Raw genomic sequence first — 14,149 nt, 5'->3', positions numbered from 1 at the left:
CATTAGTGTGAACTATGTTGCGTACGTATCTTTTCCCCTCCTTTATTTCCACTCTGATCTTACTCATCAGTAACTGCTCCTATGCAGAGGAGCATACCGATGAACAACAGCCAGCCACAACCCAAGTAACCGGCTTTGGTACACTGGGCATTGCGCACAGTACCAGCAGCCAGGTAGATATAGTCCGGGACTTATCGCAAAGCAGCGGGGTCGGCGCCAGTGGACGCACCAGTCTGGCGCTGGACAGCAACTTCGGGCTGCAATTGGATCATCGTATCAACGACAATACTGACGTTGCGGCTCAACTCTTAGCCAGAAAAGCGGACAAAGACTTTGTCCCTGAGCTGACCTGGCTGTACGCTGCGTATATGCCGAATGACAGGCTCAAGCTAAGACTGGGCCGGGTAGGCTTTGACGTCTATATGCTGGCTGATTCCCGTCAGGTTGCCTATTCCTATACCTGGGTGCGCCCTCCCGTCGATTTTTTTGGCAGTCTGATCGTTTCTTATTTTGACGGGGCAGATGCGGTCCTGTCTTTTCAGGATGCGCAGCAAGGAAATTATCAAGTGAAGCTGTATGCCGGTTTTGCACAAGGAAAAAGCTATACCGGCCACGCAGACTATGATTTTTCATTGGATGGTTCAAAGATACTTGGTGCTCATCTGGCTTATCAGCGCGGTGCATGGAGTGCCAGGCTGGGCTATAGTCAGTTGTTAGTCAGGAATGAGTACGCATCCTTAGTCCCTTTACTGGGAGCTTTTCATACTGCCCCCCTGAATACGCTGATCCCGGATGCAGCACAACTCAGCGCTGAGCTTGGCATGCAAAACAAGCGTATCCGTTACCTGTCCGCTGGACTGGTCTATGATGCAGGGCCGCTGCAAGTACAGGCCATGTTGAGTCAGACCAGTACAAATAGTTTGAATTTTCCTGACAGCTATGCCGCCTTCCTGTCCACCAGCTACCGGATGGGGAAATGGACCCCTTATGCAACGCTGTCCGCTTCGCGCCCGGTGTCAACACAAATACCACTGCAGCCGCCGGCTAACGCGCCTGCTACGGTCATACAATTATTCAGCGATATCAATAATGGCATACATAGTCAGCGCAACGGACAATCTACCCTAAGCCTAGGCTTGCGCTTAGACCTTAGTGATTCATCGAATTTAAAATTACAAATTGACCATATTCGCAGTAAAGAGAGACTTCTGGTGCGTAAGGAGGCACCTGACTGGAATGGGCGTGCGACGCTGCTAAGTGCAAGCTATAACTTTGTGTTTTAGTTATGTTTAAAGCGCGCATATTTCTTATTCTTTCCGGCCTGTTGCTACTCTGTGGAGGAGCACATGCAGAATTGGTTGTCATTGCTAATCCGTATAGCGGCATCGATAAACTGAGCAAAGACGAGGTCATTAATTTGTATATGGGCAGAACCCGTAAATTTGCAAATGGCCTGAGTGCCTTGCCGATAGACTTGAAAAATGCTGAGCATGAAAAAGTCCAGTTTTATGCGATGTTAGTCGGAAAAGAAGTCGCAGAAATTAACTCTTATTGGGCAAGATTACGTTTTTCTGGCCAGGGTTCGCCACCTCTGCAAGCAGAGTCGATGGACGAAGTATTACGCATTGTTGCTGAAAATAAGGCCGCCATCGGCTATGTCGATAAAAAAAAGCTGGATAAACGCGTCAGGCTGATTTATGTTTTCGAATAGATCTCTGTTTTAAAACAGTAAAGCGACGGATCCGGACGATTAGATACGTCTGCACATGAGTGTTCATCTCTGTATGTGGTACATCGTATGGCCGGTTTGCTGGCCTCAGGCCAGCAGATTCTGCGCGAACAATGCAATGCCCCCTGCTTCTATCGGCGATTATGCGAGAACTATTCAGAACCAGTATCGTGTTCCGGAGTACCAGCATCGTGCTGGGGATTACGCTATTGATAGGTGGATTATTTTCTACCGTCAGTTATCTGTATTTTCTGCGCGCAGAGCAGAAACAGGCAGTGCAAATTATGCATGATTTACTCAATTCTGTTGAAAATACCGCACAGATAGCCTGCTATTTATCCGACGCCAATCTGGCCAAAGAACTAGTGCAGGGATTGAGTAAAAATCATGACATCCGTCAGATTGTGATTTACCAAAAAGAGCATGTACTGGCCAGTTTCCGGCGCGACCCGAATGGCAACCCCAGCCCTATCGATAAAATCCTGTCAGCCACCGGGACCTCCAACGGTATACAAAGAAATATTCATTCCCCGTTCAACGCCTCCGAACAAGTCTGTACCGTAGCGATGGAAACGGATCAGCTTGCGATACGCGCACAAAGTTCGGAAAAAGCCAGCTTCATTGCCTACCTGTTGCTGCTGCAAGCAATTGCGATCGCGCTCATCGTAGCCACATTGATACTGGTGCTGATTACCCGTCCAATTATGAGTATATCCTCCCGGCTGCACCGTTTAAGGCCGGAAAAAGGCGAGTTGCTGCAATCCCCCTCCTATCATGGATCGGATGAGCTGGGCACGCTGGTCAGCGATGTGAATCAGCTGATAGGCAATCTGGTCAGTACGCTTGATGAAGAACGTCACCTGCGCATTCAGCATGCATTAGGAGAGAGAAAATACCAGACGCTGTTTGACAATGCAGAAACCGGGATTTTTCAGATTAATCCGGAAGGGCAATTACTGTCCTGTAATCAGGCCTTGTTGCGTATGCTCAGTATCAACAGCATCACAGAGCATGACACTGTGCTGCTACAGGCGCTGGAGGGGCAGGAATTAAGATTGCACCTGATGATAGATCAGACGACGCAAACCGCTCAGGCGGCGTCGGAAGACTTCCTGATAGAAACCGGTCAGGGCTTACGTCAAAAGAAATGGGTGCATCTGGTCATACATTCTGCTGAAAACGGCGTATTACAAGGCCTGATGAATGACATCACTGAGCGCAAACTCAACGAAGAACAGGCGAATCGTCTGGCGGTCACCGACCATTTAACCAATATCCATAACAGGCTGGGTTTTGAGCGGGAAATGAGCCGCCTGGCGAAAGAAAATGCCCGCCATGCAGGCTGTGACTTTTTTCTGCTGCTAATCGACCTGGACAAATTCAAAGAAGTGAATGACAGCTATGGGCATGCTGCCGGTGACAAGGTACTCATGCATTTTTCCGCCATTTTAAGTGCCACCTTACGAAAAACCGATTTTATCGCGCGCCTGGGGGGTGATGAGTTTGTGGTTTTGCTCAGAGGTGTGAGTGAATTGGGGACGGCACAAAGAATTGCCGACAAAATCATCCAGCTGACCCGGCAGCCGATTTCTATTTCGGATAGGGAGCAAGTCGTCATTGGTGCCAGCATCGGTATCAGCTTCACCCGTAACCAGGAGTTCGCACCTGCCAGTCTGATAGAAAGAGCCGATGAAGCGTTGTATACCGTGAAAAAGAGCGGCAGAAATAACCATCACTTCTCGCCTTCCTGAGCAGCAAGCTAGCTGAAGTCACCATACACAGCGATGCATAGCGCTGCTCACAGACAGAAAAAAGCCAGAAAAGTTTGAAAAGTCCGCTCCGGAATAATATACTGTATATTTAATCAGTATATTATTCCGGAGCGCTGACAAGCGCCCTGCTTTTCGGTCGCTATCATGTCTACTCTTGAACATCTTCATCCTGCACTCTGGCGTGCCACTCAGCTGGCGCATGGCGATCTGGCGACTACAGACACCGGTTATGCCGTACTGCGTACAGAATTGCCGGGCGGCGGCTGGCCATTGGGGCGCATGACGGAAATCCTGAGCGAACCGGGCAGCGCCGCGGAGATGCGACTTTTACTGCCAGCCTTAAGTCAGATCCATTCCGGCCCGATTGCCTTACTCAATCCACCACACATCCCGCAAATTGCAGCCTTTACTGCGCAACAGATCCCGGCCCAGCGCCTGCTCTGGCTGCCAACGCAAACACATCAGGACAGCCTGTGGGCGGCTGAGCAAATCATCCGCCATGGCAGTTGTGCCGCGCTCTTATTCTGGCAGGCCACAATCCGTCCTGAAGCCTTACGCCGCCTGCATTTGCTGGCACAACAGACGCAGATGGCATTTTTTATGCTGCGACCGGAAAACACCGCCAGCAATCCCTCCCCGGCCTTGCTGCGAGTACAGGTACACAGTGTTTCCTATGGCTTGCAAGTCAGGATACTGAAACGGCGCGGCGCACAGTCTCTCGCTTCCTTGCCGCTGTATTTACCGCAGCATCCTTATCTGGCCGGCTTAAGTCATGATCGTACACAAGGCTTGCCACAAGATGTGGTGCGCAGCAACCGGGCGATGCACGGCATCGTGCAGCCCTGATTGCAGAACAACAGCGATATCAGCTCCCGACACCACAGACAGCCTTTATGTCCCCCAGTTCCAACACAAATCCGGCACAGGCTGTAGCGGAACGCAAACCCTCGTTATGGGTGGCGCTGCACTTCCCGCATCTGGCGCTGGAAGCCTGTATCCCACGCTGGGAATGGCAACAGCATGATCAGGGCAGCGTCATCCTGCAGCAGCAGCGTGTGCTGGCAATGAGCCCGATGGCGCACGCTGCCGGGATACGCACAGGCATGCGTCGTGGCGGGGTGCAGATGCTGCTGCCGGATGCCAGCTTTTTTCCTTGCGACAGCCGCAAACAACAAGACTTGTTGCAAGCCGCAGCACTGGCATTATTACAGTACACTCCGTCAGTCGCACTGCATGGCAACGCTGGCATCGTGCTGGAAGTCAGCAGCAGCCTGCGCCTGTTCGGCGGCATACGCCGTCTGCGTCAGCGCATCCGCATGACTATGCATGCTCTGGGACTCAGCGTCAGCCTGGCCTGTGCCCCGTTTTCCAAAGCCGCAGCCTTGCTCGCGCTGCATGCCGCAGAATGTGGCAAAGCCGCCTGCTATTGCCTGTCGCAGCGTAAGCTGGTCACTGTTCTGGATCCGCTACCGGTGCATACCCTGAGTCAGGCGCAAGCCTATCTCGACATGCTCCAAGGGCTGGCCTGTCATCAGCTCCAGGATTTGCAAAAGCTGCCGCGCGCCGGTTTGCAACGACGCTGTGGTGCCGCTTTATTACAAGAGCTGGATCAGGCCTATGGCCGGGAAATGACGTTGCATCCCTGGGTCGTCGCCAGTGAACATTTTCATAGTAAACGCGAGCTGGCTGGCCGCCTGGAACGCAGCGATCAGCTACTGCCGTATGTGCAAGCCTTGCTGACCCAGCTATGCAGCTGGCTGCGACTGCAACAGCTGGCCCTGAGTCAGTTACGCCTGCGCTTACACCATGAGCGTGGCCGTAGCGCGATTGCCCCCAGCCAGCTCAACATCATGCTGGCTGAGCCCAGTTGGCAAGAAGCACATTTGCAACTGCTGGTGCGCGAGCGTCTGCAACAATTGCGTCTGAGCGGACCCGTGATTGCACTGGAACTGGAAGCTACAGAGACCGCAAAGCGCCAGTTACACAGCGAGGATTTATTTCCCGAACCGGGCGGCAAACCCGAAGACCATCAGCGCCTGCTCTCGCTGCTGGTGGCCAGACTGGGCGAACATCAGGTATTACAGGCAGCACCGCTAGCCGATTACCGGCCTGAAATCGCCAATCAATGGGTCTCCGTGCTGCATAAAAAGTCCGCGCAAGCTTATGCCACGGCCAGTGCCGCTCATGCCTTGCTGCGCCCGGTCTGGCTGCTGTCCCAGCCACTGGCGCTGACACTGCGCCAGCATCAACCCTGGTATGCAGGATCGGTGCTGACCCTCATTTCACCGGCCGAACGCATAGAGGCAGGCTGGTGGAGCGATGGCACCCAGGTCAGAGATTATTTTATTGCCAGTCACGCCAGGCATCAGTTGTACTGGATTTACCGTGAACGCAACGTGACGCAAACTGACGGCGATACGATCGCACTCAGCTGGTTTTTACACGGAATTTTCGGATGAGCGCGCCGCCTCCAAACGGAACACCTAATGTGGATGCGGCTTACGGGCACAATTTGCCCGATTACGCAGAGCTGTTCTGCATGTCCAATTTCAGTTTTTTACATGGTGCCTCCCATGCCGAAGAACTGGTCAAACGTGCCACCAGGCTAGGCTATCAGGCATTGGCGATCACTGACGAATGCTCGCTGGCCGGTGTAGTGCGTGCGCATGACGAAGCCAAAGCACAGCAATTGCCACTGTTGATTGGCAGCTGGTTCGCACTCAGTCATGACAGCGATGCGCTATCCTGCCTGCGCTTGCTGGTGCTGGCACAAAACCGCGAAGGCTATGGCAATCTGTCCGAGCTGATTACACTGGCACGCAGCCGCTGCAGCAAAGGCAATTACCTGCTCAAACCCGAGGATCTGCAGCCCAACGATAGCGCTTACGCCCACCTCGCCGGTCTCCCCGGCTGTTGCGTGATACTGCTGCCCGAATATCCGGTACGGCCGGCGATACTGGATCAGCAATTACAGTGGTTTCGTCAGTATTTTCACCGTGCAGATCAGCACAGCGGCTGGCTGGGGCTGACTTTACTACTGCAGGCTGCCGATGACTATCAGCAGCAACACGTGCTGCACAGCGCCGCCAGCCATGGCTTACCGGTAGTGGCGCTGGGTCAGGTAAGCATGCATGTACGTTCCCGCAAGCCCTTGCAGGATACGCTGACAGCGATACGGCTGAGTAAAACACTCACGGAATGTGGCTATACACTGACTCCAAATGCCGAGCAGCATCTGCGTTCGCGACTGCGACTGGCCAGACTGTATCCGCCCGCCACGCTGGCTGCCACCATACGCATTGCGCAATCCTGCCAGTTTTCACTCGATGAATTACGCTATGAATATCCGGATGAAATCGTTCCTCCCGGCCATACCCCGGCCAGTTATCTGCGGCAGCAAGTGTATCGGGGTGCGCAGCGCCGCTATCCCGATGGCATCAGCGACAGCCTGATACAGCGTATAGAGCACGAGCTGCATCTGATTAATGATCTCGCTTATGAACCCTATTTTCTGACCGTACACGACATTGTGCGCTTCGCACGTCAGCAAGGCATATTGTGCCAGGGACGCGGTTCCGCCGCGAATTCTGTCGTGTGCTATTGCCTGCACATCACCGAGGTCAATCCGGAAGTCAACACCCTGCTGTTCGAACGCTTTATCTCCAAAGAGCGTGCCGAACCACCCGATATCGATGTCGATTTCGAACATCAGCGGCGTGAAGAAGTCATGCAGTATATCTATCGCAAATATGGCCGCGAACGCGCAGCGCTGGCCGCCGCCGTCCATACCTACCATCCACGCGGTGCCTTGCGCGAAACCGGAAAAGCCCTAGGTATTGATCCGGACATTGTCGATGCAGTGGCCAAATCCCATCGCTGGTTCGATAGCAAACACGATCTGCTGGCGCGTTTCGCAGAATGCGGACTTGATACCAGTTCGGTCATCGCACAGCAATGGGCGGCCCTGGCGACTCAGCTACTGCGCTTTCCGCGCCACTTATCGCAGCACAGCGGCGGCTTTGTGATCGCCAAAGGAAAATTATCGCGGCTGGTGCCGATAGAAAACGCCGCCATGAAAGAGCGCTGCGTAATCCAGTGGGATAAAGATGATCTGGAATCGCTGGGCTTATTAAAAGTCGATGTGCTGGCGCTGGGCATGCTATCGGCGATACGGCGTGCACTCGATCTGCTGGCAAGCATCCCCGGTAAACCAGCCCGCTTGCAAGACATCCCACGTGAAGACCCGCTGACTTACGACATGATTTGCCAGGCCGATACCATCGGCGTTTTTCAGATCGAATCGCGTGCCCAGATGAGTATGCTGCCACGACTGCAACCGCGCGAATTCTACGATCTGGTGGTACAGGTCGCCATCGTCAGGCCGGGCCCGATACAAGGCGGCATGGTGCATCCCTATCTGCGCCGCCGTCAGGGGCTGGAACCGGTAGAACAGCATCATGATGCCGCCATGCAGAAAGCGCTGGGGCGCACGCTGGGGGTGCCGATTTTTCAGGAGCAAGTGATGCAAATCGCGATGCTGGCGGCGGGCTTCACCCCCGGTGAAGCCGATAATCTGCGCCGCGCCATGGCTGCATGGAAGCGTAAAGGCGGCCTGGAAGCTTACCAGGCGCGCATCATCAGTGGCATGCAGGCCAATGGTTACGAGGAGGATTTTGCCAAAAGAATTGTGGAACAGATAAAGGGCTTTGGTGAATACGGCTTCCCCGAAAGTCATTCTGCCAGCTTTGCGATCCTGGCCTACATCAGCAGCTGGATCAAATGCCATGAACCCGCTGTCTTTCTATGTGCGCTGCTGAATTCACAGCCGATGGGATTTTATTCACCTTCACAACTGATACAGGATGCCAGACGGCATGATGTACAGGTACAGGCAATCGACGTTTGCCACAGTGACTGGGACTGTACGCTGAGCAGTGACTGGTTTCACAATCGCTATACCAACACGCCACAAGCAGCGGTCAGACTGGGTATGTCGCTGATCAAGGGTATGTCGGAAACGGCTGCACAACGCATCATGCAAGCCAGAGCCGCTGGCCCATTTCAGGATACCGCTGATCTGGCACGCCGCGCCGAACTGAACCGGCATGAGCTGGAAACCCTGGCGGCTGCCAATGCGCTCAGCCAATTAGCCGGACACCGGCGTCAGGCCTTGTGGCAGGCGGTGGCCGCAGTCGCCGATAAGGATTTGCTACGGCCAGCCCGTGTTGCAGAAAGCACGCCGGAATTAGCAGCACCCGCCGAAGGTGAACAAATACTGAGTGACTACCAGAGTATCGGGCTCACACTGCGACGGCATCCGGTCGCATTGTTACGGACACAGTTACTGAAGCAGCGCTTTCTGCCAGCGCGGCTGCTCACGACGTTTCAATCCGGTCAGTTTGCACGTGCCTGTGGGCTGGTCACCGTCAGACAACGGCCCGGCACCGCCAAAGGCGTGTTATTCCTGACACTGGAAGATGAGAGCGGGCCAGTCAATGTGATCATCTGGCCCTCGCTGGTCGAACAGCAAAGACGTGAAATCCTGAGCGCCCGGCTGTTGGGCGTCTATGGCATCTGGCAAAACGAACAGGGTGTACAACACCTGATCGCCAAACGCCTGGTCGACATGAGTCATTTGATCGGCACCCTGAGCACCCACAGCCGGGATTTTTGTTAATCGTTGGATCAGACCAGCATTAAGACTGACCAGCGGAGCGCATCAGCGCCGACAAACGCTGCACGCCCTGCGCTGCCTCTAAGCTAAGTGCCTCAGGCGCAGCACGCCATTGCCGGACAAACTGGTCCACCGCTGCTTTCTGCGGGTCGGATAAGCGCGCTTGCAAGTCATCAAGTGCTTGCAGGAACTCAGGCTTCGCCTTGGTCTGCTCTGGCTGCAGATTTTGCGCAATCAACAGATATTGATAAGCCAGTTGTTTGTCGGCTTCAGGCTGCAAACGAGCGAGCCAGGCCAGCCTGATCATCGCTGAAAAAAGCCCTTGATCGGCGGCCTTCTGGTACCAGCTCAGTGCGCGTTTCCAGTCGCCCTGCTTTTGATATAACAGCGCCACGTCATGTTGCGCCAGTGAGTAGCCAGCTTCAGCCGCGATGCCTTTAAAATGTAAAGCCTGCGTATCATCTGTCACGATCACGCCAGGAAACTGGCCCGCATAATAGCAACCTAGCTTGTACGCAGCCAGAGGATGACCTCCTGCCGCGGATTTCTGAAACCAGAACAAGGCTTGTGCCGGGTCTTTCGTGGCACCGGCAATGCCATTATTGAACAGCATACCTGCATGGTATTGCAGCTCAGCCAGCTGAGCACTACTCAAGCGGGTTGCTGCATCCGACTCACCGGCAGCGATCATCACCACTTTGCTGGCCATGCTATCGGCAACCAGCTCCGTCGCATGTACGCTGGCGATGCTGAAGCAGCTCGCTAACAGCGCACCACCTAAAAAAACAGAGAGAGATTGAGAAGACATCATGGCACGCCAGAACAGATGAATGATTAAAAATGTCTGCCAGTCATTCACCGTCTGATGCCTGACACCGCAATCCGCACAGTATGTGGCAAGCCAGCTCACGCACAAAAATTGCCGATGTATCAAGCCATGCAACCGGAAAGCGCAGTTGGCAAACCCAAGCATCCAACCCAGAAAGTCAGTTCAGCACCAGACCAGCTACATGCTCAGAGATGATTTGCGCGCTGGCCGCCAGTGCCTGTTGCTCTAGACTGTCGAGTGGCGGATATAAGGTCTGCAGGATGCCAGCCCGCCCGACTACCTGCGGCAGCGACAAGGCCACATCGCGCACACCCTGCACCTGATCCTGTACGGAAGAAACCGTCAGAACCTGACGCTCATCAAACAGGATACAACGGCTCAGCAAGGCAATCGCTGCACCGATGCCGTAATACGTAGCGCCCTTACCTGCAATGATTTGATAGGCGGCGCGGCGTACTGCCTGATCGATGTGCGCCTTCACCGCCGCATCCAGACTGCAGCCACGGTCCGCTGCGAACTGGCTTAAAGGCACACCAGCCACACTGGCACTGGACCAGAGCAATACTTCACTATCGCCATGCTCACCTAATACATAGGCATGCACAGAACCCGGCGCCACACCACAGTGTTGTCCCAGCAAAGCGCGGAAACGTGCGGTATCGAGCATGGTACCGGTGCCCAGCACACGCCGCGCATCCGCACCTGCGGCCACCGCAATCCGGGTCGCCACCTGGGTCATGATATCAAGCGGATTGGTCGCAATCAGCAGCACTGCATCCGGTGAATAGCGCAGGATAGCGGGAATGATGTGCGCAAAAATATCCGCATTACGCTGCAACAAAGCCAGCCGGCTTTCTCCGGCTTGTTGACTGACGCCTGCTGCCACAATCACCAGCGCCGCATCCTGTAAGTCGGCATACTGACCGGCACGGAGATGTACGGGATGAGAAAACGGCGTGGCATGCAGAATATCCATCACCTGTGCCTGAGCCAGCGCGGGCTGCTGATCGACCAGCACCAGCTCACTGCCTATACCTTGTAACACCAGCGTATAAGCAGCAGTACTGCCCACATGACCGGCACCGACTATCCCGATTTTCATCAATCGCCTTTGCTTGCCAAGACCTGCGCCTCAGCGTTTATTTTTGTTTGCTTTGCTTCTCTTTAGCAGCCCGCTCCACCAGCACTTCCATCACCTGAAAAGAAGCCGGCAGCACCTCATCATTACTGAGCTTAGGATTCGCCTCAACCACCATTGAAGTTTGCGTCACATACCGGCCATCAATCACAAAAGTCGGTGTTGAGGTAACACCGTAATTTTCTACCAGACGCGGCAGGCGCTTCATCATACTCAACACAGAAAACGAGTTATACGCGTCCAGAAAAATCTTTTGCTCTATACCATGCGTCACCGCCCAATTCAGATTATCCTGGTCGCTGCGTAAACGCTTACGTTGCACATGCCAGGTAATCAGCAAGCGTGCATGCATTTCCTTCTCTAGCCCCAGCGCTTCCAGCGTCAGAAACATGTGTGCTTCAGGATCGGTTTCGCCGTAATACGGTAAATGAATGCGACGGAATTCGACTTTATCACCCATTTTTTTGAGCCAGTCCTGCAGTGCAGGTTCCAGTGCATTACAAGCTGGGCAGTGGTACATGAAAAACTCGATCACCTCGACTTTTTTTTCTGCCGCCCGTACCGGCATAGGATTACTCAATACCTGAAATTCTGCACCACGCACCGGATTCGGCGGTGAAGCCGACACCACACCGGCCAACAAAGTACAAGCTAAAAACATCCAGCGAAACCCACGCATACTTTCCCCGACAGTTGTAAGCAGACGGCCAGTACAGACCAACTGCAAAATGTTCATACACAGAAACCTTCAAGTATCGCATAAATTCCAGTTAGCCCACATAAAACGCCCCAACGGCGTTATCGCTCCTTGTAGTACGGCCAGTGCTGAGTAGTGGTGCTAGTGCTGAGTAGCACCAGCACTGCCTGCATCGCCATGGTAGCGCCCGGGTTTCAGGCAACACCTTGCCTGCTGGCGTCACAGATATCGCTTATCAGCGCTGCGTCCTACAGCACCACGGCTTTTTTAGCCTTGCCGGGAGAATTTTGCGCCACTCCAGATGCCAATTATTATTGCTAATGATAGTATGCAAAAATACATCACCCAGTAACACTGGTTGCGCCAGTTGCGCCACTTATGCACCGCCCAGGAAAAACTGCAGTCTGGCTGGCATCTGAATTTTTTGATAGGGACAAGTATGAAATCAGCGATAGAAAAACAACTGTGGTTTAGCATGCTCATCACCTTAATCGCACTGCTCTGTACCAACTTACTGTTTTCGCGCGCCCACCTCTCCTTCTACGACGCAGAGCTGTTCTCAGCGACACAAATTATTTATCTGTTTTGCTGGTTTGGATTTGAGCGGATTTTTAAATTCAGCTTTTCGCTGTTTTTTATGCTGAGCAGATCGCAGCAAACGCCTCAAGCCACCGGCGCCCCTGGCAACACGCAGTTGCAGGATATCCCGCCATCTGTGCAGGCTACAGATATCCGAAATTAAGCGATACACCACCAACGCTGCCAGCCTGTCACGCGGTATGCAAAGTGATACACATTGCATCTGCTTTTGACGCCAGGCTTCGGTGCAAAACACAAGTAGGGCGCATCGCGATGCGCCGCATGGCTTAGTCATCGTATTCAAGATTATTCAAGTCTCCACCAGCCGAATCGTGAGGATAAACGCCTGCTTCCACCAAACGATGAAAGGTCGAATAAGGCCATTCTGCGACTCTCTCAACCAGGCCATGCTTGAGTGGGTTGATATGAACATAATCCATATGTGCCACAAAGTCCTGCTCATCACGTATCAGATGTTCCCAATACCGGCGTTGCCAAATGCCGCGCTCACCACGACGTAAGCGAACCGGGGAGCGGGTTTCGGTTAAAGGGATGCTTTTTGAAAATGTATCTTTAATCAAACGCCAGCGCGTCGCAAAATCGCTGTCACCCTGAGGCAATTCAATCACGCAATGCAGGTGATCCGGTAAGACTACCCATGCATGAATCGTGAACGGATAACGCGCTTTCACCGCGCGAACCGATATACGCAATTCTGTGATGTGCCGGATCAACAAATCATTGCCGGTTCGCTCAATCAAGTTGACAGTGAAAAAGTAGGTGCCGCCCGGATGCCAGGCGCGTCGATAATTTGGCATAGTCTTCACCACATTCCATGCGGCGCATCACGATGCGCCCTACGGAGATTACGCATCACCGCGTTTTCACTTCAAATGAAAAATTTTCTTTATTTTTTCGTCTTTTGCAGGGTATACGTCAACTTCCCCAATCAAACCAATTCCCAAACCGCCATATATTTTTGAATTTTGTAAAATCAATATATAACTGTCTCCAAACGTAACCAAAACATTTACATTCCTATATGGTTCACTAATAGGCATCGCAATTGGCATTAATACAAACTGTTTCAGATAAGCATCGGAGTACAAAATTATTTCATCATTTTTTTTACTTCGTTTTTTAAACTCATCTCTGTCGATAATATTAGCGTCTAGCATCTTCTCTAATTGAAAACTCATTGCTTTCGCGTTTCGCAAATCGGCATCACTTTTTTTCAAATCAGCCTTCTTGTCGGGATTGGGCATTGGGATAACCCAACTAACAGGGATACGAATTCCAGAAATAAACTGTTCTCCAGTAATGACTTTATCTATTTCAAACTCATTTCAAAAATAGCCCTATTACCGTCAAATCGCTCTGGAATTGTTGTTTTATATGGCAATACCAATCTACCTAGCACAACTATCTTTGCATTAGACAAACTCATTGAGATGCTTTTCTCAATCGAATAGGGTGGGAGTAGGTACTTAGGCTCCGCAAATGCATCAACCATCGATAAAGCTATCAACAATAGTGCGAAATAAATATTTTTCATTAAGGTCGCTCCCACAAGTAGGGCGCATCGCGATGCGCCGCACGGAATTTCCATCGCAATCAAGATTCATCAAATCGCAAGCTAGCTCATCGTAAGCGTAAACGAGCTCTCTCAGCAAACGATAAAGCGCGAATCAGGTCTATATGCAAGGCTATTCAATAAGCCATGTCTGCATG

General features: G+C 52.7%; 11 protein-coding genes. 6 read left to right on the top strand and 5 right to left on the bottom strand.

Features of this window, described 5'->3' with window-relative positions; genetic code table 11:
• Window positions 1-14 precede the first annotated feature (14 nt).
• The 6 genes from H8K47_RS09515 to H8K47_RS09490 all read left to right on the top strand — a co-directional run bounded on the left by H8K47_RS09515 (window position 15) and on the right by H8K47_RS09490 (window position 9,178).
• Complete coding sequence (locus H8K47_RS09515) at window positions 15-1,283, top strand: porin (RefSeq protein WP_186881166.1); 1,269 nt, start codon at window positions 15-17, stop codon at window positions 1,281-1,283.
• Between the two features lie 71 nt (window positions 1,284-1,354).
• Complete coding sequence (locus tag H8K47_RS09510) at window positions 1,355-1,711, top strand: hypothetical protein (RefSeq protein WP_186881165.1); 357 nt, start codon at window positions 1,355-1,357, stop codon at window positions 1,709-1,711.
• 161 nt (window positions 1,712-1,872) lie between these two features.
• On the top strand, window positions 1,873-3,480 hold the full coding sequence (locus H8K47_RS09505; protein ID WP_186881164.1) for a sensor domain-containing diguanylate cyclase: 1,608 nt from the start codon (window positions 1,873-1,875) through the stop codon (window positions 3,478-3,480).
• A 165-nt stretch (window positions 3,481-3,645) separates the two neighbouring features.
• Window positions 3,646-4,347, top strand: a complete 702-nt coding sequence (imuA, locus tag H8K47_RS09500; protein ID WP_186881163.1) for a translesion DNA synthesis-associated protein ImuA — start codon at window positions 3,646-3,648, stop codon at window positions 4,345-4,347.
• Between the two features lie 47 nt (window positions 4,348-4,394).
• A complete protein-coding gene (locus tag H8K47_RS09495) occupies window positions 4,395-5,960 on the top strand; it encodes a Y-family DNA polymerase (protein ID WP_186881162.1) in 1,566 nt (521 codons plus the stop codon).
• The gene (locus H8K47_RS09490; RefSeq protein ID WP_186881161.1) at window positions 5,957-9,178 is read left to right on the top strand and encodes an error-prone DNA polymerase; all 3,222 of its coding nucleotides are present in this window, start codon (window positions 5,957-5,959) and stop codon (window positions 9,176-9,178) included. Before H8K47_RS09495 ends, H8K47_RS09490 begins: the two co-directional genes overlap by 4 nt.
• A gap of 19 nt (window positions 9,179-9,197) precedes the next feature.
• Here H8K47_RS09490 and H8K47_RS09485 read toward each other — a convergent pair whose 3' ends face one another.
• The 5 genes from H8K47_RS09485 to H8K47_RS09465 all read right to left on the bottom strand — a co-directional run bounded on the left by H8K47_RS09485 (window position 9,198) and on the right by H8K47_RS09465 (window position 13,683).
• Window positions 9,198-9,986, bottom strand: a complete 789-nt coding sequence (locus H8K47_RS09485) for a tetratricopeptide repeat protein (protein ID WP_186881160.1) — start codon at window positions 9,984-9,986, stop codon at window positions 9,198-9,200.
• 175 nt (window positions 9,987-10,161) lie between these two features.
• Window positions 10,162-11,106 carry an L-lactate dehydrogenase gene (locus H8K47_RS09480; protein WP_186881159.1) on the bottom strand — a complete coding sequence of 315 codons (945 nt, stop codon included), beginning with the start codon at window positions 11,104-11,106 and terminating at the stop codon, window positions 10,162-10,164.
• Window positions 11,107-11,143: 37 nt separating this feature from the next.
• On the bottom strand, window positions 11,144-11,821 hold the full coding sequence (locus H8K47_RS09475) for a thiol:disulfide interchange protein DsbA/DsbL (protein WP_186881158.1): 678 nt from the start codon (window positions 11,819-11,821) through the stop codon (window positions 11,144-11,146).
• 884 nt (window positions 11,822-12,705) lie between these two features.
• Entirely contained in the window at window positions 12,706-13,236 is a 531-nt protein-coding gene (locus tag H8K47_RS09470) for an REP-associated tyrosine transposase (RefSeq protein ID WP_186881157.1), read from the bottom strand.
• Window positions 13,237-13,302: 66 nt separating this feature from the next.
• Window positions 13,303-13,683, bottom strand: a complete 381-nt coding sequence (locus H8K47_RS09465) for a hypothetical protein (protein ID WP_186881156.1) — start codon at window positions 13,681-13,683, stop codon at window positions 13,303-13,305.
• Between the last annotated feature and the right edge of the window lie 466 nt (window positions 13,684-14,149).

It is taken from the genome of Cognatundibacterium rugosum, assembly GCF_014284365.1.
GTDB lineage: Bacteria > Pseudomonadota > Gammaproteobacteria > Burkholderiales > Burkholderiaceae_D > Undibacterium > Undibacterium rugosum.
The sequence above is the reverse complement of the archived record's forward strand: the minus strand, read 5'-3'. Positions and strand labels throughout refer to the sequence as shown.

Excerpts from the sequence above, each read along its gene's own strand:
- H8K47_RS09515 (WP_186881166.1), top strand. The coding sequence starts at position 15 with ATGTTGCGTACGTATCTTTTCCCCTCCTTTATTTCCACTCTGATCTTA.
- H8K47_RS09505 (WP_186881164.1), top strand. The coding sequence starts at position 1,873 with ATGCGAGAACTATTCAGAACCAGTATCGTGTTCCGGAGTACCAGCATC.
- imuA (WP_186881163.1), top strand. The coding sequence starts at position 3,646 with ATGTCTACTCTTGAACATCTTCATCCTGCACTCTGGCGTGCCACTCAG.
- H8K47_RS09495 (WP_186881162.1), top strand. The coding sequence starts at position 4,395 with ATGTCCCCCAGTTCCAACACAAATCCGGCACAGGCTGTAGCGGAACGC.
- H8K47_RS09490 (WP_186881161.1), top strand. The coding sequence starts at position 5,957 with ATGAGCGCGCCGCCTCCAAACGGAACACCTAATGTGGATGCGGCTTAC.
- H8K47_RS09485 (WP_186881160.1), bottom strand. The coding sequence starts at position 9,986 with ATGATGTCTTCTCAATCTCTCTCTGTTTTTTTAGGTGGTGCGCTGTTA.
- H8K47_RS09480 (WP_186881159.1), bottom strand. The coding sequence starts at position 11,106 with ATGAAAATCGGGATAGTCGGTGCCGGTCATGTGGGCAGTACTGCTGCT.
- H8K47_RS09475 (WP_186881158.1), bottom strand. The coding sequence starts at position 11,821 with ATGCGTGGGTTTCGCTGGATGTTTTTAGCTTGTACTTTGTTGGCCGGT.
- H8K47_RS09470 (WP_186881157.1), bottom strand. The coding sequence starts at position 13,236 with ATGCCAAATTATCGACGCGCCTGGCATCCGGGCGGCACCTACTTTTTC.
- H8K47_RS09465 (WP_186881156.1), bottom strand. The coding sequence starts at position 13,683 with ATGCCCAATCCCGACAAGAAGGCTGATTTGAAAAAAAGTGATGCCGAT.